General features: G+C 63.8%; 20 protein-coding genes and 1 pseudogene. 12 read left to right on the top strand and 9 right to left on the bottom strand.

The window, feature by feature from the left end; translation table 11 throughout:
- The first annotated feature begins 64 nt into the window (after positions 1 to 64).
- The 7 genes from NKJ46_RS16475 to NKJ46_RS16505 all read left to right on the top strand — a co-directional run bounded on the left by NKJ46_RS16475 (position 65) and on the right by NKJ46_RS16505 (position 12,919).
- Positions 65 to 5,545 carry an alpha-2-macroglobulin family protein gene (locus NKJ46_RS16475; RefSeq protein WP_352564373.1) on the top strand — a complete coding sequence of 1,827 codons (5,481 nt, stop codon included), beginning with the start codon at positions 65 to 67 and terminating at the stop codon, positions 5,543 to 5,545.
- A 217-nt stretch (positions 5,546 to 5,762) separates the two neighbouring features.
- Positions 5,763 to 7,853: a penicillin-binding protein 1C gene (pbpC, locus tag NKJ46_RS16480; protein WP_352564371.1), complete on the top strand. Its 2,091-nt coding sequence runs from the start codon at positions 5,763 to 5,765 to the stop codon at positions 7,851 to 7,853.
- 174 nt (positions 7,854 to 8,027) lie between these two features.
- A complete protein-coding gene (locus NKJ46_RS16485; protein ID WP_352665959.1) occupies positions 8,028 to 8,813 on the top strand; it encodes a M15 family metallopeptidase in 786 nt (261 codons plus the stop codon).
- Between the two features lie 216 nt (positions 8,814 to 9,029).
- Positions 9,030 to 10,058 (top strand): sulfate ABC transporter substrate-binding protein, encoded by a 1,029-nt coding sequence (locus NKJ46_RS16490; protein ID WP_352665960.1) that lies wholly within the window; start codon positions 9,030 to 9,032, stop codon positions 10,056 to 10,058.
- Positions 10,059 to 10,076: 18 nt separating this feature from the next.
- A complete protein-coding gene (gene cysT / locus NKJ46_RS16495; RefSeq protein WP_352665961.1) occupies positions 10,077 to 10,928 on the top strand; it encodes a sulfate ABC transporter permease subunit CysT in 852 nt (283 codons plus the stop codon).
- Entirely contained in the window at positions 10,921 to 11,805 is an 885-nt protein-coding gene (gene cysW / locus NKJ46_RS16500; RefSeq protein WP_292658912.1) for a sulfate ABC transporter permease subunit CysW, read from the top strand. The genes cysT and cysW overlap by 8 nt, the downstream gene beginning before the upstream one ends.
- A 73-nt stretch (positions 11,806 to 11,878) precedes the next feature.
- Entirely contained in the window at positions 11,879 to 12,919 is a 1,041-nt protein-coding gene (locus tag NKJ46_RS16505) for a sulfate/molybdate ABC transporter ATP-binding protein (protein ID WP_352564367.1), read from the top strand.
- Positions 12,920 to 12,926: 7 nt separating this feature from the next.
- Here NKJ46_RS16505 and NKJ46_RS16510 read toward each other — a convergent pair.
- Positions 12,927 to 13,330: pseudogene (locus NKJ46_RS16510) on the bottom strand (type II toxin-antitoxin system VapC family toxin).
- Positions 13,330 to 13,602, bottom strand: coding sequence for an antitoxin (locus NKJ46_RS16515; protein WP_352564364.1), 273 nt, complete (start codon positions 13,600 to 13,602; stop codon positions 13,330 to 13,332). Before NKJ46_RS16515 ends, NKJ46_RS16510 begins: the two are co-directional and overlap by 1 nt.
- Before the next feature lie 283 nt (positions 13,603 to 13,885).
- On the opposite strand from NKJ46_RS16515, the gene NKJ46_RS16520 reads away from it, so the two are divergent.
- Entirely contained in the window at positions 13,886 to 14,872 is a 987-nt protein-coding gene (locus tag NKJ46_RS16520; RefSeq protein WP_352564363.1) for a sulfate ABC transporter substrate-binding protein, read from the top strand.
- Between the two features lie 255 nt (positions 14,873 to 15,127).
- Complete coding sequence (locus NKJ46_RS16525) at positions 15,128 to 15,577, top strand: RrF2 family transcriptional regulator (RefSeq protein ID WP_006202816.1); 450 nt, start codon at positions 15,128 to 15,130, stop codon at positions 15,575 to 15,577.
- On the opposite strand, the gene NKJ46_RS16530 is transcribed toward NKJ46_RS16525, so the two are convergent.
- The 7 genes from NKJ46_RS16530 to NKJ46_RS16560 all read right to left on the bottom strand — a co-directional run bounded on the left by NKJ46_RS16530 (position 15,574) and on the right by NKJ46_RS16560 (position 23,567).
- A complete protein-coding gene (locus NKJ46_RS16530) occupies positions 15,574 to 16,119 on the bottom strand; it encodes a gluconokinase (RefSeq protein WP_352564362.1) in 546 nt (181 codons plus the stop codon). The two genes, NKJ46_RS16525 and NKJ46_RS16530, sit on opposite strands and share 4 nt — an antisense overlap.
- A gap of 5 nt (positions 16,120 to 16,124) precedes the next feature.
- Positions 16,125 to 17,111 (bottom strand): ABC transporter permease, encoded by a 987-nt coding sequence (locus tag NKJ46_RS16535; protein WP_352564360.1) that lies wholly within the window; start codon positions 17,109 to 17,111, stop codon positions 16,125 to 16,127.
- Positions 17,108 to 18,088: an ABC transporter permease gene (locus NKJ46_RS16540; protein ID WP_352564358.1), complete on the bottom strand. Its 981-nt coding sequence runs from the start codon at positions 18,086 to 18,088 to the stop codon at positions 17,108 to 17,110. Before NKJ46_RS16540 ends, NKJ46_RS16535 begins: the two co-directional genes overlap by 4 nt.
- Entirely contained in the window at positions 18,085 to 19,626 is a 1,542-nt protein-coding gene (locus NKJ46_RS16545; protein ID WP_352564357.1) for a sugar ABC transporter ATP-binding protein, read from the bottom strand. The genes NKJ46_RS16540 and NKJ46_RS16545 overlap by 4 nt, the downstream gene beginning before the upstream one ends.
- Before the next feature lie 80 nt (positions 19,627 to 19,706).
- Entirely contained in the window at positions 19,707 to 20,831 is a 1,125-nt protein-coding gene (locus tag NKJ46_RS16550; RefSeq protein ID WP_352564355.1) for a sugar ABC transporter substrate-binding protein, read from the bottom strand.
- A gap of 297 nt (positions 20,832 to 21,128) precedes the next feature.
- Entirely contained in the window at positions 21,129 to 22,157 is a 1,029-nt protein-coding gene (gene gntR, locus NKJ46_RS16555) for an HTH-type transcriptional regulator GntR (RefSeq protein ID WP_352564353.1), read from the bottom strand.
- A 177-nt stretch (positions 22,158 to 22,334) separates the two neighbouring features.
- Positions 22,335 to 23,567 (bottom strand): MFS transporter, encoded by a 1,233-nt coding sequence (locus tag NKJ46_RS16560; RefSeq protein WP_352564351.1) that lies wholly within the window; start codon positions 23,565 to 23,567, stop codon positions 22,335 to 22,337.
- 175 nt (positions 23,568 to 23,742) lie between these two features.
- On the opposite strand from NKJ46_RS16560, the gene NKJ46_RS16565 reads away from it, so the two are divergent.
- The 3 genes from NKJ46_RS16565 (at position 23,743) to NKJ46_RS16575 (ending at position 25,460) form a co-directional block, all read left to right on the top strand.
- Positions 23,743 to 24,030, top strand: coding sequence for a DUF3175 domain-containing protein (locus NKJ46_RS16565; protein WP_023675825.1), 288 nt, complete (start codon positions 23,743 to 23,745; stop codon positions 24,028 to 24,030).
- A 111-nt stretch (positions 24,031 to 24,141) separates the two neighbouring features.
- Complete coding sequence (gene iolE / locus NKJ46_RS16570; protein WP_352564350.1) at positions 24,142 to 25,053, top strand: myo-inosose-2 dehydratase; 912 nt, start codon at positions 24,142 to 24,144, stop codon at positions 25,051 to 25,053.
- 200 nt (positions 25,054 to 25,253) lie between these two features.
- Entirely contained in the window at positions 25,254 to 25,460 is a 207-nt protein-coding gene (locus tag NKJ46_RS16575; protein ID WP_352453276.1) for a LacI family DNA-binding transcriptional regulator, read from the top strand.

Genomic DNA, 25,460 nt, shown 5'->3' on the forward strand with positions numbered 1-25,460 from the left:
GATGTTGACAAGCGCGACTGAAGCTTGAACATTTCTGGACGTAAGCACTTGTCTGGAGGGGTTTATGGCAATGCGCGCGGCTCGTGGTCTATCGATTCTTTTCCTTCTCTTTTTTGCCTGGAGCGGTGTCGCGCAAGCGGCCGAAGCCCGGCGGGTGGTGACATCGGACAATTCCGATTATTTCGGTTTCGATCTCAGATCCGACCAGAATGTCAGCCTCGACCAGTGCAAGACCACCTGCCTCGGCGACCCGGCCTGCCGCGCCTTCACCTACAACCTCAAGGCCAAATGGTGCTTCCTTAAATCCGATTACAATTCGTTGAAACCCTTCGGCGGCGCCGTCGCCGGCAAGGTCGTCAACATCGATGGCGATCCCGACATCGGCGCGCCACCCGAACTCGCCTTCTTCCCCAACTGGATGGCCGACCAGGCCCAGCAGTACCGCAACAAGCTCACTAGCCCGACCTACGTCAAGCCGACCGAGGGGCTGACGGCGCTGAGGGCCGCCGCCGAACAGTCGGCGCTGACGGGCGATCATCGCTCGGCCATGAACAAATACGAGGCGGCGGTTTCGGTGTTGCCTGATGATGGCCAGCTCTGGCTCGAGCTGGCGCGCGAAACGCTTGCCGTCCATCCGACCGCCAACAGTTCGGAGCCGTCGACGCTGCCGGCGAACGCCACTTCCGCCGCCTTCAACGCCTACAAATTGCTGCGCACCACAAAGACGCGCGCCGACGTGCTGGCCCTGCTCGGGGACGGCCTTGATCGCCGCGATCTCTACAGGCCGGCCCTGCAGGCCTACGAGGCGAGTCTCGCTCTCGTCAATTCGCCGGGAGTCAGGGCCGCCTACCAGGATCTCAAGGCCCGCAAGGGCTTCCGCGTCATCGATCATACCGTCGATGCCGACACCAGCGCGCCACGCATCTGCGCGCAGTTCTCCGAGGAACTGGTCAAGACCGGCGTCGATTACTCGCAGTTCGTTACCGTCGACAACGCCGCTCCCAAGGGCGTCGACGCCAAGGACAAGCAGATCTGCGTCGAAGGGCTCGAGCACGGCCAACATTATGACGTGACCTTCCGCGCCGGTCTGCCGGCCGCCATTGGCGAGGTCACCGCGGCACCGGTGGTTCTGTCGATCTACGTGCAGGACCGCGCGCCTTCGGCCCGCTTCACCGGCGACAGCTTCGTGCTGCCCGCCGGCGCACGCCGCGGCATACCGGTCGTCACCGTCAACATGAATGCCGCCGAAATGAAGCTCTTCCGCATCGGCGACCGCTCGCTGGCCCAGCTTCTGTCGGGATATCAGTTCCTGCGCCAACTCGACGGCTACGATATTTCGAACATCTCCGAACAGATGGGCGAGCCGGTCTGGCAAGGCCAGCTCGACATCGCCAACGACCTCAACAAGGAAGTCACCACCTCCTTCCCCATCGACGAGGCGTTGCCGAAGCGCAAGCCCGGCGTCTATGTGCTGACCGCACAAGCCGTCGACGATCGCAGCGACGACTATGATTCGCACGCCACGCAATGGTTCGTCGTCTCCGATATCGGCCTGTCGACCTATACCGGACAGGATGGGCTGAATGTCTTTGCCCGTTCGCTCGCAACCGCCAGACCGATCGCCGGCGCCGAGCTGACGCTGCTGGCCAGAAACAATGAAATCCTCGGCACCGCGACCACCGACGCGGAAGGGCGGGCGGTGTTCAATCCCGGCCTGACGCGCGGCGACAGCGGCATGGCCCCGGCCGTGCTGATGGCCAAACAGGGCGACGACGATTTCGTCTTCCTCGATATGGGCCGGGCCGGCTTCGACCTGTCCGACCGTGGCGTCGCCGGACGGCCGGCACCTGGCGCGCTCGACGTCTATGCCTGGACCGAGCGCGGCATCTACCGCGCCGGCGAAGATGTCCATGTCGCGGCCCTTGCCCGCGACAGTGCCGCCAAGGCGGTCGAGAATCTGCCGCTGACCTTCATCTTCTCGCGGCCCGACGGCGTCGAGGACCGCCGCATCGTCAGCGATGGCGCATCGGCCGGCGGTCACGCGGTCGACCTGCCGCTGGAACCCAACGCCATGCGCGGCACCTGGACGGTGGCGATCCATACCGATCCCAAGCAGGCGGCAGTCGCCAGCCAGATGTTCCTGGTCGAGGACTTCGTACCGGATCGCATCGAGTTCGACCTGTCCTCCGACAAGCAGGAGATCGCCCAGGGCGAGACCGCCAACATCACCGTCGACGGCCGCTTTCTCTACGGCGCGCCGGCGGCGGGCCTCGCGCTCGAAGGCGAATTGACGCTGTCGACCGGCCGCGACTGGGACCGCTTCAAGGGCTATTCCTTCGGTCTGGCCGACGAACAGTCGGCCGAACCGACGGTGACGCCCTTCACCGGCCTGCCGGTGGTCGGCGAGGACGGCAAGGCGACCTTCCCGGTTTCCGTCGATCAATTGCCATCCACCACCAAGCTGGTCGATGCAAAGGTCACGGTCAGGATGCGTGAAACCGGCGGCCGTGCGATCGAGCGCTCGCTGAACATCGGCATACGCCCGCAGGGCCACATGATCGGCATCCGCCCGGATTTCGACGACGACGAGGTGCCGCAAGGCGGCACGGCCAAGTTCAGCCTGATCGCTGTCGACCCAGACGGCAAGCGTGAGGCGCTGAAGGGCGCGCAGTGGTCGCTGGTCAAGGTGGAGCGTAGCTACCAGTGGTACCGCTCGAGCAACTCCTGGAACTATGAGCCGGTCACCTTCACCAAGGCGGTGGCCAACGGCCAGGTCGACCTGAGCACCGATGGCGAGGCGACGGTGTCGCTGCCGGTCGACTGGGGCCGCTACCGGCTCGAGATCGAGACAGCGGATCCGGAAGGCCCGGCCACCAGTTACGAGTTCGACGCCGGCTGGTATGTCAGTTCCACCACCACCGAAACGCCCGACGGCCTCGAGATCGCCCTCGACAAGGATACCTATGCGGCGGGTGAAGTGGCCAAGCTCAAAGTGTCGCCGCACTTTGCCGGCGAGCTGCTCGTCACCATCGGCGCCGACAAGCTCCTGAAGACCGTCACCGCCAGCGTGCCGGCCGGCGGCAGCACCGTCGATATCCCGGTCGGCGACGACTGGGGTGCCGGCGCCTACGTCACGGCAACGCTGTTCAGGCCGGGCGATGCGCAAGAGACACGCATGCCGGCGCGCGCCATCGGCGTCAAATGGCTGAAGCTCGATCCCGGCTCGCGCAAGCTTGCCGTCAGCCTGGCGCCGCCGGACAAGACCATGCCGCGCCAGCAGCTGTCGATCCCGGTCGCCGTTGCCGGCGTGCAGCCCGGCACCAACGCCTATGTCATGATCGCGGCCGTCGACGTCGGCATCCTCAACCTGACCAACTACAAGGTGCCGGATCCGGAGAACTGGTTCTTCGGCCAGCGCATGCTCGGTCTCGAGGTTCGCGACATCTATGGCCGGCTGATCGACGGCTCGCTGGGCACAACCGGTAAGCTGCGCACCGGCGGCGATGGCGCCAACATGCAATCGCAAGGCAGTCCGCCGACCGAAAAGCTGGTCGCCTTCTTCTCCGGCCCGGTCCAGCTCGATGCCGACGGCAAGGCGCGGATCGACTTCGACATTCCGCAGTTCAACGGCACCGTGCGCGTCATGGCCGTCGCCTGGACCAAGGAGGCCGTCGGCCATGCCCAGTCCGACGTCATCGTGCGCGATCCGGTGGTGATCACCGCCGGCCTGCCGCGCTTCCTGGCGCCCGGCGATTCCGCCGTCATGCGGCTCGACGTCTCCGACACCGACGGCCCCGCTGGCGACTACAAGCTGACCATCGACACGACGGGCGACCTGTCTACCGGCAGTGCCGCCTTGCCTGAAAAGCTGACGCTGGCCAAAGGCAAGCGGCAGACACTGACCGTACCATTGATTGCGCAGACTGCGGGCAACGCCTCGATCACCATCAAGCTTGCGCATGCCGACGGCACCGCCGTCGAGCAGACGCTCTATGTGCCGGTGCGCCCGGCGCAACTGCCGGTGACCACCCGCATGGTCGTCGACCTCAAGGGCAATGGCGGCGCGCTGCGCGTCGACAAGGAACTGCTGGCGGCAAGCCTGCTCGATGGCGCTTCGGTCAGCGTCGGGGTTTCGCAGGCGGCTGCCTTCGATGTGCCGTCGCTGCTGATGACGCTCGACCGCTATCCCTATGGTTGCGCCGAACAGACCACCAGCCGCGCCATGCCGCTTCTCTACGTCAACGAGATGGCTTCCGGCATCGGCATGGCCAGCGACCCCGATCTGCATGGCCGCGTCCAGGACGCCATCTACAAGGTGCTGAGCTACCAGGCCTCGGCCGGCAGCTTCGGCCTGTGGGGTCCGGGTTCCGGCGATCTGTGGCTCGACGCCTATGTCACCGATTTCCTGACCCGAGCACGCGAGCAGAAATACGACGTGCCGGCTCTGGCGATGAACCAGGCGCTGAGCAATCTGCAGAACGCGATCGGCTACGATCAGGACGTCCAGGATCGCGGCAGCGAGATCGCCTATGCGCTTTATGTGCTTGCCCGCAACAAGAAGGCCTCGGTCGGCGATCTGCGTTATTATGCCGACACCCAGCTCGAAGCCTTTACCAGCCCGATGGCCGTTGCCCAATTGGCGGCGTCTCTCGCGCTCTACGATGACACCCAGCGCTCGGAGGCAACCTTCCAGGCCGCGCTGCAGCTGGCCAAGTCGACGCCCGAGTATGACTATTACCGGTCCGACTATGGCTCGCCACTGCGTGACGGCGCGGCGATCCTGGCGCTTGCCGCGGAAAGCAAGCCGGTGCCGACCATCGTGCCGGCGCTGATCCAACTGGTGACCAGGGAACGCGCCGACGCCAGGTGGACCAGCACGCAGGACGAGTCCTGGATGCTGCTGGCGGCCCGCGCGCTGAAGGCCGGCAATGATTCGATCGCGCTGACCGTCAACGGCGCACCGCACGCCGGCGGTTATTCGGACCAGATCGCCGGCAGCGACCTGGCCGACAGTCCGCTGACCATCGTTAATACCGGCAGAAATCCGCTGCAGGCGGTCGTCACCACCGTGGCCTCGCCGATCCAGCCTCTGCCGGCCGGCGGCAATGGCTTTACCATCAGCCGTACCTACTACAGGCTCGACGGCACAGAGGCCAACGTGACGGAGGTCAAGCAGAACGAACGCTATGTCGTCGTGCTCAAGGTTTACGAGCAGAACACCTGGCCTTCGCGCCTGCTGATCACCGACCTGTTGCCGGCCGGCTTCGAGATCGACAATCCGGGCCTGGTTTCCAGCGCCCAATTGACGAACTTCTCCTGGCTGGCGCAGACCGATGCCGCCCATCTCGAATTCCGCGACGACCGTTTCGTTGCGGCATTCAATCCGAACGACGGCGACGGCGACCGCAATATCACGCTCGCCTACGTCGTGCGCGCGGTGACGCCGGGCACCTACGCCCACCCGGCAGCAACGATCGAGGACATGTACCGGCCGCAATATTCGGCCCGCACCGCCACCGGCATGATGGAGGTCAAGGCGCCGTAAAGGCACCGTTGGTGACGATCATGAACAGAACGCTGGTGCTGCCCCTCATCCGCCTGCCGGCACCTTCTCCCCGTACAGTGACGGGGAGAAGGGGACTGTCGCGATCGTCGGCACCTGTTTTTCAACGTTGGAAACTGGCGAAAGCCTCGATGCAGGCTCCTTTCTCCCCGTCACTATACGGGGAGAAATGCCCGGCAGGGCAATGAGGGGCAGCGCCATGTTCTCAAGAAAGCTCCTTCACCGCACCGCCATCGCAAGCATCTCCTTCGCCGGTCTCGCTGCAATCACCGCCGCCGCCCTCTGGCAGCTCGACCGCGCTTTTCCGCCGCCGCTGCCGATTGCGCTGACGGTCTCGACCGAAGTGCAGGACCGTGACGGCCAGCTGTTGCGCGCCTTCGCCACGCCGGACGGCTACTGGCGGCTCGCTACCAGCCTGGACCAGGTCGACAAGCAGTTCGTAGACATGCTGGTCACCTATGAGGACAAGCGCTTCTGGGATCATCAAGGCGTCGACGTGCTGGCACTGGCGCGTGCCGCCGGCCAGTTCGCGACCAGCGGCCATATCGTCTCCGGTGGTTCGACGCTGTCGATGCAGCTCGCGCGGCTGATCGAACCGCGCGACAGCCGCAGCCTCGGCTCGAAGATCAAGCAGATGCTGCGCGCCGTCCAGATCGAACGGCGGCTTTCCAAGCGCGAGATCCTGGAACGCTATCTGACGCTGGCGCCCTATGGCGGCAATCTCGAAGGTGTGCGCGCCGCTTCGCTCGCCTATTTCGGCAAGGAGCCGAAGCGGCTGACGGTCTCGGAGGCGGCCCTGCTCGTCGCGTTGCCGCAATTGCCGGAAAAGCGGCGCCCCGACCGCAACCTCGACGTCGCCCATGCGGCCCGCGACCGCGTGCTGACCCGCATGGTCTCGGCGGGCCTGCTCGGCGAACGCGAGGCCGCGCGAGCCGCGCTCGACGATGTGTCGGGGCTGCGGCGCACCTTGCCGGCACTCGCTGCCCATGCGGCCTATGCGATGCTGCCCAAGGCAATCCCCGGCCAGAAGCTGCAACTGACGATCCGCAAGAGTGTTCAGGAAGGGCTGGAGCAGGTGGCCAAGGATGCCGCCGCCAGGCTCGGCCCTCGCCTCTCGGTGGCCATGGTGCTGGCCGATTCCCGCACCGGCGATATCCTTGGCGAGGTCGGCTCCGCCGATTTCTTCGATGCCAGCCGTTCGGGCTGGATCGACATGACCAAAGTCGTTCGCTCGCCTGGCTCGACGCTGAAGCCGTTCATCTACGGCCTCGCCTTCGAACAAGGCCTGGTGGCGCAGGAGACGCTGATCGAGGACAGCCCAGCCGATTTCTCCGGTTACCGGCCGAAGAACTTCGACATGGGCTATCAGGGCGATGTCAGCATCAGGCAGGCGCTGCAATTGTCGCTCAACGTGCCGGCGATCCGCGTGCTCGACGCGGTCGGCCCGGCTCGGCTGATGGCGCGCTTTCGCCAGGCCGATGTGACCCCTATCCTACCCGTCAACGAAGCGCCCGGCCTGGCGATCGGCCTCGGCGGCGTCGGGGTGACGCTGCGCGACCTGGTTCAGCTCTATACCGGGCTTGCCAATGGCGGCAAGGCACACACGCTGCATGACGGCACCGAGCCGGCGAATGCCGAACGCTCAACCACCACCATCCTCGATGATCAGGCGACCTGGCAGATCACCGACATCCTGTCGGGCGTCAAGCCGCCCCAGGGTGCCGCCCAACGCGGCATCGCTTACAAGACCGGCACCTCCTACGGCTATCGCGACGCCTGGTCGGTCGGCTTCGACGGCCGCTATGTGCTCGGCGTGTGGGTCGGCCGCCCCGACGCCGGCGCGGTGCCCGGCCTGTCCGGCTACATCTCGGCAGCGCCCATCCTGTTCGAAGGCTTTGTCCGTTCCGGCCTGGCCGCCGTGCCGCTGCCAAGCCAGCCGTCCGGCGTCCGGCGTCCGAAGCGCGAGGAGCTGCCGGTGACGCTGACGCGCTTCGGCGTCGGCACCGATGGGCTGGTGCAGGCGACGCCGACCGAACCTGCGCCAACCATCATCTTTCCGCCCGACGGTGCCCGCGTCGATCTCGACACTTCCTCGGCCGACGCCTCGCCGCTGGTTCTCAAGCTGCAAGGCGGCCGCGCACCATTCCGCTGGTTGGCCAACGGCAAGCCGCTGGTCGGCATCGACCGGCGGCGCACCGCGACCTGGCAGCCGGACGGCGCCGGCTATTCGACCCTGACCGTGATCGACGCGGCGGGACGCGCGGCCAGCGTGAAGGTTTTTGTTGAATAGACGGCGCCAAGCGATTAACTGAATTGGTTTTCCATAGGTCGGCGGATAGCAGGATATTCACCCATGCCTGTTCCGAGGCACCCCCCTCTGGCCTGCCGGCCATCTCCCCCGCAAGGGGGGAGATCGGATGTCTCCATCGTTTTCGCCAATCACCAAGGTTGGAGAGCAAGCGAGGTGGCGGAGCTGCCAATCTCTCCCCTTGCGGGGGAGATGGCCGGCAGGCCAGAGGGGGGTGTGCCGAAGCGCGCCCTGCAAAAGATTGCCGCGGTCCTTGCCACGTTGTTCGCAATCATCCTCTCCGCCTCCGCCGCTGACCTCCCGGCCGGTTTCGTCCGCCTTGCGGACATCGACCCGACGATCCGGCAGGATATCCGCTATGCCGGCCTCGAAAATTTCCTGCATCGCAAGGTAAGCGGTTACGATGCGCCGGTATGCGTCCTCACTAGGCAAGCGGCGCAAGCGCTTTCGGGAGTGCAGAAAGTGATTGCTGCCGAAAGGCTGACGCTGGTCGTGTTCGACTGCTACCGCGCTGCACGGGCTGTCACCGACATGGGTGAATGGACAAAAACGGGCGGGCCACCGGACCCGCAATGGTACCCGAAGATCAAGCGCAAGGATCTCATCGCCAAGGGCTATATCGGCGAACTGTCCACCCATTCGCGCGGATCGACGGTCGATGTCGCGATCGCGCCAGCCGATCGCAAGAGCGCTCCGAAACCGGCCTGCGGCGCGACCGATGCCGACACGCTCGATTTCGGCACGGGTTTCGACTGTTTCGATCCGGCGAGCGAAACGGCTCACCGACCGATAGCCAGTGGAGCGGCGGCAAACCGCAAAAAACTTGTCGAGGCGATGCGCGCCGGCGGCTTCAAGAATTACGCGCGCGAATGGTGGCACTTCACGCTGGAGAACGAGCCGTTTCCAAGGGAGCGCTTCAACTTTCCCGTTACCGCCGAATAGCCAGCCGAACCTTCGGACGCGACGCAGCCATTGCCGAAGAGCTGGCCGTCTCTAGTTAATCGCGTCGGGAGCGCGGTCGGTCCATGCGGGGAAAATAGTTCCTCGCATCGCCGAAACTAGGCGAAAAATTGCTTCAATGAGCCAAAAAAGGCAACATTGAATGCATCTAAATTCTATCAATTCGGTAGATTTGGCGCGAGTTCAACGGAGGCGGAAATGACCAAACCTCATTTCAGGAAACTGCTCGGCGCACTGGTCGCCACATCTGTCCAGTTCGGCACGCTCGGTTTCGCGTTTGCCGACACCACCATTCTCAACGTGTCCTATGATCCGACGCGTGAGCTCTACAAGCAATTCGACGAGGCCTTCATTGCCCACTGGAAGGCCGAGACAGGCGAGACGGTCACCGTCCAGCAGTCGCATGGCGGGTCGGGTGCCCAGGCCCGCGCCGTGATCGACGGGCTCGACGCCGACGTGGTGACGCTGGCGCTCGAAGGCGACATCAACGCGATTGTCTCGAAATCGAAGAGGATCAATCCCGACTGGCGGACGAAATTCGAAAACAATTCCGCGCCCTACACCTCGACCATCATCTTTCTCGTCCGCAAGGGAAACCCCAAAGGCATCCATGACTGGAGCGATCTGGTCAAGGACGATGTCCAGGTGATCACACCCAATCCGAAGACCTCCGGTGGCGCGCGCTGGAACTATCTCGCCGCCTGGGCCTACGCCAGCGCCAAGGATGGCGGCGACGAGGCCAAGACCAAGGAATTCGTCGGCAATCTCTATGCGCATGTCCCGGTTCTCGACATCGGTGCGCGCGGCGCCACCGTGACCTTCGCGCAAAAAGGGCTGGGCGACGTGCTGCTCGCCTGGGAAAACGAGGCCTATCTGGCGCTCGACGAGTTCGGCGCCGACAATTTCGATATCGTCTACCCGCCGACCTCGATCCTGGCCGAGCCGCCGGTCGCCGTGGTCGACGCCAATGTCGACGCCAAAGGCACGCGCAAAGTTGCCGAAGCCTATCTGAGCTATCTCTATTCCAAGGAAGGCCAGACGATCATCGCCAAGAACCATTATCGCCCTTCGAAGCCGGACCTGGTACCGGCGGAGGACCTGGCCAAGCTGCCTGAGATCAAGCTGATCACCATCGACGACCCGCTTTTTGGCGGCTGGAAGAAGGCACAGCCTTATCATTTCGGCGATGGTGGTATATTCGACCAGATCTACAAGCCGGCCCAGTAGCATTTAGATCAGGACGACATGACCACAGCACCCGCCAAGGCGGGGTGGCGGTTCAGACAGCCGAGCGTCATTCCGGGTTTCGGATTGACGCTCGGCTTCTCGCTTGCCTACCTCACCCTCATCATCCTCATTCCGCTGTCCGGGCTGATCTGGCGCTCGGCGGCGCTCGGCTGGACCGACTTCTGGGCGATCGTCACCGACCGCCGCACCATCAACGCGCTTGAAATCAGCTTCGGCACCGCTTTCATTGCCGCCGCCGTCAACGTCGTCTTCGGCACGATCGTCGCCTGGGTGCTGGTGCGCTACAGCTTTCCAGGCCGCCGCATCGTCGATGCCATGGTCGACCTGCCCTTCGCGCTGCCGACGGCGGTTGCCGGCATCGCGCTGACCACGCTTTACGCACCGAACGGCTGGATCGGAAGCCTGCTGACGCCGCTCGGCATCAAGGTCGCGTATACGCCGCTCGGCATCGTCATCGCGCTGGTCTTCATCGGCCTGCCTTTCGTCGTGCGCACCGTGCAGCCGATCATGGAGGAGATCGACAAGGAGGTAGAGGAAGTGGCCGCCACGCTCGGCGCCAATCGCTTCCAGATCATCAGCCGCGTTCTGCTACCCGGACTGGCGCCTGCTATCGTCACCGGTTTCGCGCTGGCCTTCGCACGCGGCGTCGGCGAGTACGGTTCCGTCATCTTCATCGCCGGCAACCTGCCCTTCAAATCCGAGATCGCGCCGCTTCTGATCGTCATCCGGCTGGAGGAATATAACTACGCCGCGGCGACCGCGATCGCGGCGATCATGCTGGCGCTGTCCTTCGTGATGCTGCTGGTCATCAACCTGGTGCAGACCTGGAGCCGCAAGCGCTATGGCTGACCCGGAGATCAAATCCTACGCGCCGCACCACGAGAGCCAGTCGCCGGCAGTGACCGAAAGTCGCACGGCGAGAACCGTGCTGATGATCGTGACCTTTGCCTTCCTCGGCATTTTCCTGCTCCTGCCGCTGATCATCGTCTTCAAGGAAGCTTTCGCCAAAGGCATCGAGGCCTACACACAGGCGCTGGGCGAACCGGACACGCGCTCGGCGATCCGCCTGACGCTTCTGGTGGCGGCGATCTCGGTGCCGCTCAACGTCGTCTTCGGTATTTCCGCCGCCTGGGCGATCGCCAAGTTCGAGTTCAAGGGCAAGGCGTTCCTGACCACGCTGATCGACCTGCCGTTTTCGGTCTCCCCGGTCATTTCCGGCCTGGTCTATGTACTTCTGTTCGGCGCGCAAGGCCTGCTCGGCGCCTGGCTCAAGGCGCATGGCATCGTCATCCTGTTTGCCGTGCCGGGCATCGTGCTTGCCACGATCTTCGTCACCTTCCCCTTCGTCGCCCGCGAATTGATCCCGCTGATGCAGGAACAAGGTAACGGCGACGAGGAGGCAGCCCTGTCGCTCGGGGCCAATGGCTGGCAGGCGTTCTGGTATGTGACGTTGCCCAACGTCAAATGGGGATTGCTCTACGGCGTGCTGCTGTGCAATGCCCGCGCGATGGGCGAGTTCGGCGCGGTCTCGGTTGTGTCGGGCCACATACGCGGGCTGACCAACACCATGCCACTGCATGTCGAAATCCTTTATAACGAGTACAATGCCGCCGCCGCCTTTGCCGTCGCTTCGCTGCTTGCCGGCCTGGCGCTCGTCACGCTGGTCTTGAAAACACTTCTCGAGATGCGCTACGGCGCCGAGATCGCCGCGACGCGCGGACACTGACAAAATGCATGTCGCCCAAAACTGGGAACCGGTTTTGGGATAACGACATGCATCAACTACAAAAGGGATTTGCATGGAAGTTCGCGTTGCCAACGTGCGCAAGGAGTTTGAGCGGTTTCCGGCCCTCCACGACGTTTCGCTCGACATCAAGTCGGGAGAACTGATCGCTCTGCTGGGACCTTCCGGTTCCGGCAAGACGACGCTGCTCAGGCTGATTGCCGGGTTGGAGCGGCCGACCCGCGGAAAGATCTTCTTCGGCGAAGAGGATGCCTCGCAAAAGTCGATCCAGGAGCGCAATGTCGGCTTCGTCTTCCAGCACTACGCGCTGTTTCGCCATATGACGGTCGCCGACAATATCGGCTTCGGACTCAAAGTCCGGCACGGGCCGTCACGCCCGTCGGCGAAGGAAATCCGCCGCCGCGCCTCGGAACTCCTCAACCTCGTTCAGCTTTCCGGCCTAGAAAAACGCTATCCGGCGCAACTTTCGGGCGGCCAGCGCCAGCGGGTGGCGCTGGCCCGCGCCATGGCGATCGAACCAGCCGTGCTTTTGCTCGACGAGCCGTTCGGCGCGCTCGACGCGCAGGTGCGCCGCGAGTTGCGCCGCTGGCTGCGCGACATCCACGACACCACGGGTCATACCACCGTCTTCGTCACCCATGACCAGGAAGAGGCGCTGGAGCTTGCCGACCGCGTCGTGGTGATGAGCCAGGGCCGCATCGAGCAGGTCGGCACCGCCGACGAGATCTACGACACGCCGAACTCGCCCTTCGTCTACGGTTTCATCGGCGAATCGAGCTCGCTTCCAGTCAAGGTCGAGGACGGCCAGGTCTGGATCGCCGACCGGCCGATCGGGCTTTCCGCACCGCACGCACCGCAAGGCGAAGCGACGCTGTTCTTCCGCCCGCACGACGTCGATCTGGTGGAAGAATGCAACGGCTGCATCGCCGGCACGGTCGCCGCCAGCCGCCGCGTCGCCGGCACCAGGCGGGTCGAGCTCGAAATCGGCGGCGAACGCCAGCGGGTCGAGATCGAATTGCCCGTCGATCATCCGGCAGCGCAGAAAAGTCGAGTGGCTTTTAGGCCGCGGCGCTGGAAGCTTTTTCCGGCTGCTTGATCCTCTATCAGGCGCTAACCAGCCAGTTCTCGACCTTCAGGCCTTTGATCCGGTTGAACTCCCCGGTGTTGGCCGTCACCAGGGTAGTTCCCAGCGCACGGGCGTGGGCAGCAATAAAAAGGTCGTTTTGGCCGATGGTCTGGCCCCTGCCTTCCAGTTCTGCGCGAATCGCGCCGTACTCGGCATCCACCGGCGCATCGAGCGGCAAGACGGGAATCTCAGCCAGCAATTCCTCAACCTTCTTGTGCAACTTGGCTGATCTTTTCTTACACAGCCATATCGCAGTTCCGACGCGACCACGATGCTGGTACACACGGCGGCGTCTCCCACGCGCAAGACAGCGCTTGCGGCTTTCCCGGCCGGATTTCGGATCATGTCGCTGACAATGTTCGTGTCCAGCATGAACCTCATCAAAAAAATTCCTCGGATTTGACAGGCATATCCTCGACTTCGGGAAAGTCTTCCTCGGCACCCGGCGGCGGCTCTTTCGCCCATTGCGCGAGCAGTGCGGTGAGGCCAGGTTTGCGGACCGGCTCGATGATGAGGCGGTCGCCTTCACGGCTGATCAAGACCTTTTCGCCGGGAAGTTCGAACTCGACAGGAATGCGCACCGCCTGGCTGCGATTATTACGAAACAGCTTCGCCTCCTTTGGCGGGGTTGTTGAATGGCGGCGTTGAGGCATGACGACAGCTCCTTGTATATACCATTTGTATATGCCAGACAGCACGGCGATGCAATTGCCTTGCACCGCGTTGGCCGGCCGGGAACCATCGTGCACGCCGACGGCATCGGCACCGCCGCCAAGCTGTCCTGAGACTCTGCTTGAAAGAAAAAACTAGAAATCGCCCACAGCGGGAATATTTCTTCTATCGACAACGTGGAGCGGCCGCTCCGCGTCCCTCGTCGCGCACAATGTCTTGCCGCTATGGTCCGGCATTAAGCGCACGGCATTGGAGCCCTGTTTTATGAAGCGATTTTTGCTTGGCGTCGCCACGTTGGCCGGCCTGTTCCTCGCATCCTCCCAAGCCTGGTCGGCCGACAAATTGCTGAACGCCTCTTACGATGTCGGCCGCGAACTGTTTGCGCAGATCAACAAGGCATTCGTCGCCGCGCACCCAGGCGTCGCCATCGATCAGTCGCATGCCGGGACGTCGGCGCAGGCACGCGCCATTGCCGAAGGCCTCGGCGCCGACGTGGTCACCTTCAACCAGGTCATCGACATCGACTTCCTGGTCAAGAAAGGCCTTATCTCCGCCGACTGGCAGAAGGACTTTCCGGACAACGCCTCGCCTTTCTATTCGCTGCCCTCCTTCCTGGTGCGCGCCGGTAATCCGAAGCACATCAAGGATTGGAACGATCTCGTGCGCGACGACGTCCAGGTGATCTTCCCCAATCCGAAAACATCGGGCAATGCGCGCTACACCTATCTCGCGGCCACCGCCTACGCCAAGGAAGCCTTCAAAGGCGACGATGCCAAGGTGAAGGAGTTTGTGACAAAGCTGTTCAACAACGTGCCGGTGTTCGACAGCGGCGGGCGCGCCGCGACCACCACTTTCGTGCAGCGGGAGATCGGCGACGTGCTGATCACCTTCGAGTCGGAAACGCGCGGCGTCCGCAAGGAGTATGGCGAGGACAAATTCGAGCAGGTGACGCCTTCGGTCAGCCTGTTGGCGGAATTTCCGGTGGCGATCGTCGACACGGTCGCCGACGAGCACGGCACACGCGATCTCGCCAAGACCTATCTCGACTTCCTCTATGCGCCGGAGGGCCAGGACATCGCAGCCCGCAACGGCCTGCGGGCCCGCGACCCGGCCGTCGCCGCCAGATACAAGGCTGAGTTTCCCGATGTCCGCCTGCTGACGGTGGATGACGTCTTCGGCGGCTGGGCCAAGGTCCAGGCCGAGCATTTTGCAGCGGGCGGCCTGCTCGACCAGACTTACGGCAGCCGCTGATGTCGCCAACCTCGCGGATTGATTGAAAGCCGGCGCTTGCCGGCTTTCTCTCCATTTTGCCCCGCCGAAATTGCAGCTTCCGCACATTCCGGACCGCCCGCCCGCCAAAACGTTACGAAGAATCAACGCGTTTGCGCGCAATATGTCGTCGGACGGCCTGTCTGCGCGAACGGCATCGCACGGCCAAACCGTCATTATTTGCACACAAACAGCCGCCAGATGCGGGTGGTTGGGGCTTTATGGGTCGGTTCGGGCATGCTTACCAAAAAAGGCAAATACGGCCTCAAGGCCCTCGTGCATCTGTCGGGCCTGCCGGTCGGCCAGCTTGCATTCGTCAACGACATTGCGGTCGCCAACAACATCCCCAAGAAATTTCTGGATGCCATCCTGGGCGAGTTGCGCAACGCAGGATTCGTCCAGAGCCGCAAGGGTAAGGAAGGCGGCTATCGTCTCGCCCGGCCGGCTTCCGAGATCAAGATCGGCCATGTCGTGCGCGTCCTCGACGGGCCGCTGGCGCCGATCCCCTGCGCCAGCCGCACGCAATACCAGCGCTGCGAGGATTGCGACGAGGCGACCTGCCAAGTCCGGCATATGATGCTGGAGGTCCGTCAGGCAATCGCCGAGGTGCTCGACAACCGCAGCCTCGCGGCCATGCGCGACGCCGACAATGACGATTTCCCAGTCGAACTGACGTCGCAAATCTAGCGCGCGAGCAGGCTCAAGGCGGTCGCGACGGTGTCGGCGACCGGACGCGTGCCATCCAAGGTTATCGCCGCCTCGTCCGCCGCTGGCGGCTCGAGCGTGGCGAACTGGCTGTCGACCAGGCTTGCCGGCATGAAATGACCCTTGCGATCGCCGACGCGCTTTTTTGCCGTTGCCGGGTCGATCTCCAGGTAAACGAAAACGATATCCGGGCAAAAGCCGCGCAGGCGATCGCGATAGCTGCGCTTCAACGCCGAGCAGGCGGCGACCACACCTTGCCCGCTTGCGACCGATGCTGCCATGCGCTGGCCGATCGCGTCGAGCCAGCCCTCGCGCAGCGCGTCGGTGAGCGGCTGCCCGCTCGCCATGCGCGCGACGTTTTCGGGCGGATGCAGCCTGTCGCCTTCGATAAAGACGGCGCCCGATGCCGCTGCAAGCGCTTCGCCGACGACCGACTTGCCGCAGCCGGCGACGCCCATCACCACGATGGCGGATGTCGCTCGTCCAGTGCTCGCCGGCTTATATGCCACGTCTTTCCCGGTCATGCAGGTCAGCGGCTTGCCGGCGCGCGGCCATAGAGCAGCAGCATGGCGACGATGACGACGCCGTAGATGATCTGCCGTCCCGCCTCCGGCATCTGCATGACAGAGAGAATGGATTGCAAAAGCGTGATCAGGATCACGCCGGCGACGGTGCCGAGATAGGAGCCGCGCCCGCCGAGGATCGAGGTGCCGCCGAGCACCACCGCGGCGATCGACGGCAGCAGATAGGCATCGCCCATCGATTGTGCCGCCTTGGAGGCATAGCCGGCCAACAGCACGCCGCCGAAGGCGGAGAGCCCGCCCGAAACCGCAAAGGCGATCATCACCACCCGCCTTGTATCGATGCCGGAAAGATAGGCGGCACGCTCGCGATTGCCGATACCGTAAACGGTGCGGCCGAAGCCAGTGCGGGTCAGCACGAACACCATTGCGGCGCCGATCAGCGCCCAGATGAGGACCGCATTGGGCACGCCAGGAACGGCAAAGCCGGTCGCCACATAGCGCATCGCACCGGTCGCGGAATCCTGCGGCGAGAAACCGCCCGTATAGACCACCATCAGCCCCTGCGCGACGGCGTTGGTGGCAAGCGTGATGATCATCGAGGGAATGCGCAGATAGGCTACGCCGATGCCGTTGACGATGCCGATCAGGACGCCGCAGAAGATGCCGAACGGAATGGCAAGCGCCACGCCAACGGGACCGTATGCGGCCGCAGCGCAGGCCATCATGGCGCCGGCCGCCACCGACCAGGGAACCGACAGGTCGATCTGGCCGAGCAGGATGACCAGCATCATGCCGGTGGCGATGACGCCGAGAAACGACGCCACCTTGAGCTGCTGCAAAAGGTATTCAGGCGACAGGAAGCTGCGCGAATAGAGGCTGCCGAGGAACAGCAGCAGCACGATACAGGCGAACGCCGTCAGCACCGCCGGATCGGCGCGGCGGAGGAATTTCGGCATGCGGCCGGCGAGACCGCTCACAGTCGTTTCGCTCACAGGAACCACTCCAGCCGGTTGCGGACCCGAAACAGGGCGAAGGCGCCGAGGCTGACCGCGATCAGCAGGATGACGCCCTGGAACAGGGGCTGCCAGAGCGGATCGAAATCGAAGACGAACAGCAGGTCGCCGATGGTGCGGAAGGCAAGCGCGCCGAAGATCGCGCCGATGGCGCTGCCCTTGCCGCCGAACAGCGACACGCCGCCGAGCACGACCGCGGCAATCGAAAACAGCGTATAGGCGTTGCCGCTGGCATAGGCCGCATCGCCGGTATAGGTGAAGAACGTCAGGAACAGCCCGCCGATCGCTGCAAGCAGCCCGGCAAGCGCATAGGCGGCGAACTTTCCACGCCGGATCGGCACGCCGGACATGTAGGCCGCCATCTCCGAGGAGCCGGCTGCATAGGCGGCCCGGCCGAGCACCGAGCGGCTGAACGGCACCCAGACAACGAGCACGACCGCCAGCAGCGTCACCAGGCTCGCCGGCACAAAACCAAACAGGCGCCCGGTCAGCGCATCGGCGAGCCCTTCATTGACCGAGCCGCCCGGAAACGGCCGAAGCAGCAGCGCGATGCCGAAATAGACCGCGCCGGTGGCGATGGTGGCGACGATCGGCTGCAGGCGTCCATAGATGACGATGGCGCCGTTGATTGCCCCGCACAGCAGCCCGGTGCCGAGCACGGCGATGACGCCGAAGGCGGTCTCGATGCCGGTGCCGACGACCAGCCACGACGCCAGGCAGTTGGTCAGCGTGAAGATCATGCCGACCGAAAGATCGATGCCGGCGGTGATCACCACCAGCGTCTGCGCCATGGCGACGAAGGCGAGCAGCACGCCCTTGTTCGAGGCCGTCTGTACGACGTTGGCGGTGAAACCCGCCGGATGGTTCGAGGTGTAGATGACGAACATGACGACGAAGATGCCGAACGCCAGCAGCGTTCCGCGCTGTTCGGCAAGCCAGTAGCGCCAATCCTTCACGCGTCCGCTCCTTGCCTTGGCATCTCTTCGTGAATGTTGAGCGCGCTGGCGATCAGCGCCCGCTCGGTGATTTCGGCGCCGACCAATTCGCGCTTGACCGCACCGTCATAGAGCACCAGCACCCGGTCGCAGCAGCCGATCAGCTCGTCATAGTCGGTCGAATAGAACAGGATCGCCGCACCCTGGTCGGCAAGCTTGCGCATCAACTGGTAAAGCTCCTGCTTGGTGCCGACATCGATGCCGCGCGTCGGATCGTTGAGCAGGATGATGCGCGGCTGCCGCATCAGCCATTTGGCGATGACGACTTTCTGCTGGTTGCCGCCGGACAGCGCGCCGACCGGAATGTCGAGGCCGGCCGTCTTGATCGCCAGAAGACCGACCATGTCGTCGATCAGCCGCTGCTCGGCGGCGCGATCGATGATGCCGGCCCTGGACAGCCGGTCGAGGGCGGCGAAGGAGAGGTTTTCGCGCACCGTCATCGGCAGCATCAACCCTTCCGTCTTGCGATCCTCCGGGATCAGCGCCATGCCGATCCGGTCGTCACGCGCCGCGGCCGGACTGGCGATCGCCACCGGCCTGCCGTCGATCAGGATCTGGCCCGACAGGCCGCGCAGCACACCGAAGAAGGCGAGCAGCAATTCGCGCTGGCCCTGGCCATCGAGGCCGCCGAGGCCGACCACCTCGCCCGCCCCGACCGACAGCGAGACATCGTGCAGCCGATCCGTCCAGGACAGGCTGCGCGCCTCCAGAACCGGCGTGGCTGCAGCAGCCGCCCGCGCGGGCTTGGGCGGAAAAATGTGGCTGTACTCGCGCCCGATCATCAGTTCGACGACCTCGTTGTCGCTCTTGGTGCCGGCCGCATAGCTGGCGACATTGCGGCCATTGCGGAATACCGTGCACTGGTCGGCCAGCTCGGCGATCTCGTTCATGCGGTGCGATATGTAGAGGAGCGCCAGCCCTTCCGAACGCAGCCGCTTCAACACGGCGAAAACCCTGGCGACGTCAGCCGCGGTCAGCGCCGAGGTCGCCTCGTCGAGGATCAGGATGCGTGGCTTGCGCGCCAGCGCCTTGGCGATCTCGACCATCTGCCTTCTCGAAAGTGGAAGATCCTTGACCAGCGCCAGCGGATGGATATCGGAGGCGCCGGCGCGAGCAAGGGCTTCTTCGGCGATGCGGCGCTGCGCCTTGCGGTCGATCATGCCGAAACGCTTCGGCGGATCGGAAATGACGATGTTGTCGGCAACACTGAGTTCGGGGACGAGCGACAGTTCCTGGAAGATGCAGACGATGCCGGCCTGGTTGGCAGCGGCCGGCGAAGCGAAGCTCACTTCGTTTCCGTCCAGCATCATGCGGCCCTCGTCGGGCGCGACAACGCCCGCCATGACCTTGATCAGCGTCGATTTGCCGGCGCCGTTCTCGCCGAGAATGGCGTGGATGCTGCCTGGAGTGACCGACAGTTCAGCCTTCTCCAGCGCCCGCACGCCGCCATAGCGCTTGGATATGCCTTCCATCCGGAAGAGCGGAACCGCACCGTCCATCGGCCCTCCCCAGGCGCTTGGCAATCAGGATGTCGAGCGCCGACGCCGCGGGATTTCCCGCGGCGTCGGGCTGTTGGAGTTTACTGGTTTTCCTTGCTCTGGCCCATGATTTCCTGCGCCGTGAAATTGATGCCGCAGGTCGGGAAGGAATTGCCGACGAAGAAATTGTCGGATTGGTCGGGGAAGAAATCCTGGCCTGCCTTGAAGTTCGGATCCTCGACGATCGCCAGCGGCAGCTTGACCGCTTGCGGCACGACCTGGCCTTCAAGTGCTGCAATCGCCGTCTTGATGGCAACCGCGACCTGAGCCGGGCCGGTGCCGGCCGACGAGCATTTCAGCCCGTCAGCGGCGAACTTGGCGCAGAATTTTCGGAAGCCATTCTCCGTCTCGCCGCCGAACGGCACAAACGGATGCTTGGCATCGATCATCGCCTGCACGATGCCGGTATCGCCGCCCTGTCCGGTAATGCCGTCGAAGGGGCCGTTGGTAGCAATGGCATCGGCCGTAGCCTTTTGCGCAACGCCGTCATCCCACTTGCCGACGACCTCGGTGACATCCCATTTCTTGCCGGAAGCGTCGAGAACCTCGTGGATGCCGCTATGGCGATCGGTGTCGACGGACGTGCCGGCGACGCCGCGCACTTCCAGCACCTTGCCACCGTTCGGTATGTGCTTGACCAGCCAGTTGCCCCACAATTCGCCAAGGCCTTTCTGGTCGACATTGACGTTGATGGCATCCTTGGTGTCGAGGATGTTGTCGAAGGCGACCAGCACCACGCCGGCTTCCTTGGCCCGCTTGATGACAGGGCCGAATGCGGTCGGGTTCTGGGCGTTGACGACGATCGCGTCATAGCCGGAATCGATGAAATTGTTGATTGCCGAAATCTGGGCCGGCACGTCTTCGCCGGTCGAGACCACCTTGAATTCCTTGAGCTTGGCCGCGACCTCCGGCTGCGCTGCATAGGCCTTTGCCGTCTGCACCATCTGGATGCGCCAAGTGTTGGCGATGTAGCCGTTGGCCAGAGCGATGCGGTACGGGCCGTCTTTCTTGGGAAACTTGAAGAACTGCGTATCGGCCGACCAGGGCGCGAAGCAGTCAGGCTCGGCCGATGGCCCCTTGACGATTTCAGGTTCGGCGATCGCCGACGAGCTCAGCATGACGAAAGCAGTGGCGGCAACGATACCGCCAACGAGTGACTTGATCATCGATATTCCTCCCAGTTGCAGTTTTGTTTGTTCTTACGCCGATGAATTTTCGCGTTTCCGGCCCGGCACCTCCCGCCGTACCCGTTGCGCGTTCAGGTGGCCGAATGCCGACCCGATCCCCTCCCTTGTTGCTCCGGCTAGTCCCGCAAAAACTATCATATTATACATAATAAACAAGCGTGAGCTGTCGCTTATGTATAATAAACAGCCTACCATCTTCGGGGCGACGTTCCGCCCGGCGACAACTGGTAGCGCTACCATGACGTAGTGTAAAGCGCCATTGCGTTGAAGCTCGCTTCAGCGCGCCGTGCTTTCACGTCGCTTGAGTTCGAAGCCAAGGTCGACGACCCGCTGCTCCGGCCTGCTGCCCTCGATCGCCGCAAGCGCCATGGCGACAGCCCGCCGGCCGATCTCGTAACGATAGGTCCGGACGCTGGTGACCGACGGGAAAGCTACCTCCATCATGTCGAGATCATTGAAGCCGACGATGCCGACCGTCTTCGGAACCGCGATCGAAGCGCGATGGCATTCGAACAGCACGCCGAGGGCGATATCGTCATTGTTGCAGAACACCCCGTCGAGGCTCGGCACCTTGGCCAGCGCGTCGCGGAACAATTCGCGGCCGAGGGTGACGCTGGAGGGCACCGGCGTCGTGGTGGTGAGCCGCGCATCGAACAGCCCGGCCGCCTCCATCGCTGCGCGATAGCCGGCCAGGCGCCGCTGCGAACGCGGATCCATGCGCGCACCGATGAAACCGATCCGGCGATAGCCTGCCTCGATCAGATGTTCCGCAGCCGCCTTGCCGCCCTCGAAATGTGAGAACCCGACCATCATGTCGACCGGATCTGGCCCGGTCTCCATCACCTGCACCACCGGACAGCCTGCCGTTTCCAGCAGTTTTCGCGACGCCGGAGTCTGGTCGATGCCGGCCACGATCAGCGCCGCCGGGCGTTGCGGGCCAAACACCTGCAGCAGCCGCTCTTCCTCGAGGCCGGAATAGTGAGTGTTGCCGAGTTGGATGCGGAAAGGGCCGTCCGACAGGCTGTCGTAGATGCCACGCACCACTTCGGCAAAGACGTTGTTGGTAAGCGAGGGCACCAGGACGCCAAAGACCTCGGCGCGCGCCGAAGCCAGCGCCCGCGCATTCGGGTCGGGCACATAGCCGAGCTCGTTCACGGCGGACTCGATCTGGCGGCGCAGATCTTCTGAGACACGTCCCGGCTCACGCAAGGCACGCGATACGGTAATGGCGCCGACGCCGGCCTTGCGGGCGACATCGGCGATGGTCGGGCGGCCGCCGCCGCGGCGTGAGCGCGGCTTGATCACCGTATTGGTCCCAAAGCCGGGCAACCGCCCGGACGCGACCGTGAGACGATGTTCAGCGTTTTTGCCACTGCTGCTGCCATGCCAACCTGGCCCGTTGCCACACCCTTGTCTGGCGTCGCGCAGCCTTCGGCTATTGTCAAGCGACGGCCGGAGAGACCGTATCCGTACCGCCGTGCTTCAGGCCGTCACGGCAGCGCTGCGCCGGGCCTTCCACAGCAGCAGCACCATGGCCAAAATATTCAGCAGGTTCCAGGCAATGCCGTTGAGGAACGCGGCGGCATAGGAACCGGTCAAATCGTAGATCCAGCCCGACATCCAGCCACCGATAGCCATGCCGAAGATGGTCGCCATCATGACGATGCCGACGCGCTGGCCAGCCTCCTTGGCTGGCATATATTCGCGCACGATGATCGCATAACAGGGCACGATGCCGCCCTGCGACAGGCCGAAGACCAGCGAGACGACATAAAGCGATGCAAGCCCGTCGAACGGGATATAAAACAACAGCGACAGGCATTGCAGCACCGAGCCGATCAGCAGGGTTTTCACGCCGCCGATGCGATCGGCAAGGAAGCCCGAGCCAAGCCGGCTGACAACGCCCGCGGCCAGCATGATCGACAGCATATCGGCGCCATGCGCCACGCCGTAGCCGAGATCCATGCAATAGGCGACGATATGGACTTGCGGCATCGACATCGCCACGCAGCAGCCGAGCCCGGCGACGATGAGCAGCGCCTGCAAGGCCGCCGGCGACAGCGAGATCGGCTGGACCACGCGGCTGCCCGGCGATCCCGGAGCCGCCTGGGGCGGTGCGCCGCGCCTGAGCAGCAGGATCAAGGGCACCATGGTGACCAGGCAGACGAGGCCGATCGCGGCATAGGTGAAGCGCCAGCCTTCGGTCTGCATGACATAGGGCATCGCCGTCGGCCAGATCGCTCCGGCGAGATAGTTGCCGGACGCGGCAGCCGTCACCGCGACACCGCGGCGCCGGTTGAACCAGTGCGAGATGTCGGCGATCAAAGGGCCGAAGATCGCCGACGAGCCGACGCCGATCAACAGGCCCTGGACGAGGGTGAACTGCAGGATAGAACTGGTAAGCGACGCCAGCAGGAAGCCGGCGCCAAGCGCGATCGCGGCAATCAGTGCCGGGATCCAATACCCCATGCGGTCGATGGCGCGGCCGAACAGCACATTGCCGGCGGCAAAGCCGACCATGGTCGCGGTGTAGGGCATCGAGGCAGCGGCGCGATCAACGCCGAATTCTGCCTGCACGGCGGGCAGCACCACGACCACCGCCCACATGCCGACCCCGCCGATCGTTGCCAGCAGCATCGAGATGCCCAGCCGTATCCAGGCATAGGCACTGTCGATGCCGGAACTTCCTGCCTGGCTTGAGACGATTGGGGTCAAGAGCGTTTCCTGTCCGCAGTTCTTGAATCGGCGGTTCTGACCACTATCGGCGCATTCGCATCGCCGAGCAGCGCCACGACAGGCAAATCCGTGGCTCCAGGGATTCGGGCCGAGGTGGAACAGGGGTGCGCCACAAGGCGTTTTCCCGGCAACGACCTAGTGGAAGGAGTTTGCCATGACCGCTCAACGGAAATGGTCCGCCGACGTCACCGAGCATAGCGACGCGCTGGACCTCGAGGAACACATCTTCGAATCCCACGATCCCAAAAAGATTGCCGCCTCTTTGAAGCGATCGGCCGAGCACAGCGATCGACGCAAGGCAGGGCCGTTTCAATCCGCCATGTCGATGCTGAATTTCTACATCAACCGCGCCGGCAAGAACCTGCCGGCGGCGCAGAAGAAAGTGCTGGAGGACGCAAAGGACGAGCTGCGTGCCCTCTTCGGGCGCCCCAAAGAGGACTAGGGTTAACATTGGTTCTGCCAAATTCGGCTGAACTGGACCTAGTGACAGGGCCTCTTTGTCGCCAGTTTGCAGGCTCGGCTTGTATTCCCAAGCCTGCAAAAGCCTGGCGTCATGACGGTCAAGATCGGCATCAATCCCATCACCTGGAGCAATGACGACGTTCCGGCGCTTGGCGGCGATACGCCCTTGGAGACCTGCCTGTCGGAAACCGCGCAGGCCGGCTACCGCGGCACCGAGCTCGGCGGCAAATTTCCGCGCCAGGCTGAAGTGCTTGGGCCGCTCCTGTCTTCCTATGGCCTGGAACTCGTCTCCGGCTGGTATGATGGCCGCATTCTCGACCGCACGGTCTACGAGGAATTCGCGGCGATTACCCCACATCTGCAGCTGTTGCGCGACCTTGGCGCCAGGATCGTCGTCTACGCCGACACCTCTCGCGGTCGCCATGACGGCATTTTCGCACCGATCTCCGAGCGTCCGCGCCTCGCCGACAGCGACTGGCCGTCCTATGGCGAGAAACTGACCGCACTCGCCGACCGCATGGCCGCATTCGGGGTCGGCATGGCCTTCCACCACCACATGGGCACCATTGTCGAGACGGACGATGAAGTCGACAGGCTGATGACGGCGACGGGCCGAAGCGTCGGCCTGTTGTTCGATACCGGCCATTGCCTGTTTTCGGGCGGCGACCCGCAATCGCTGCTGCAACGGCATCTCGACCGCATCGTGCATTTCCATTGCAAGGATGTTCGCAGGGCGGTGCTGGAACGGGCACGCCGCGAGGACATGAGCTTCATGGCGGCGGTAATGGACGGCATTTTTACCGTGCCCGGCGATGGCTCGGTCGATTTCCTGTCGTTGCTGAAACCCCTCGCGACGCGCGGCTATGAAGGTTGGATCGTTGTCGAAGCCGAGCAGGATCCGGCCAAGGCGCATCCGCTGACCTATGCCAGCAAAGGCTATTTCTCGTTGCTCGCCACCGCCCGCGAAGCCGGTTTCGAAGTGGCGACGCGACAGGCAGACTGACCGGACCGTATTGCTAGCCGGAGGAACATGATGGGCGCGCGCCTCGATGGGGTTAGCGACGCGAAAGCGCCCGGCGATCCGCGCCGTCTTGCTCCCTGTGCGGCGCGGATCGCAGAATCCCGGCTCTGGATTTCAAACCCCGACTTTCAAGCTTGAGGCCGGCCGGAAGCCGTGCCTTGATGCAACCGAGGAGGAGCGACATGGCTTTCGAAGCTGCGCTTGGCATGGAACGGCTTTGCACCATCCGGGAGATCGCCGAGAAGGCGGAACTTGGCGCCGCCACCGTGCATCGCGCGCTGAAGAACAGCCGCGAGATCCGCCCTGAAACCAGGCGACTGGTGCTCGACACCGTCTGCCGGCTCAACGAGGAAAAGATCGCCCGCGCCGCCCGGTTCGTCGGGGGATAG

The organism is Mesorhizobium sp. M0166, assembly GCF_040322255.1.
GTDB lineage: Bacteria > Pseudomonadota > Alphaproteobacteria > Rhizobiales > Rhizobiaceae > Mesorhizobium.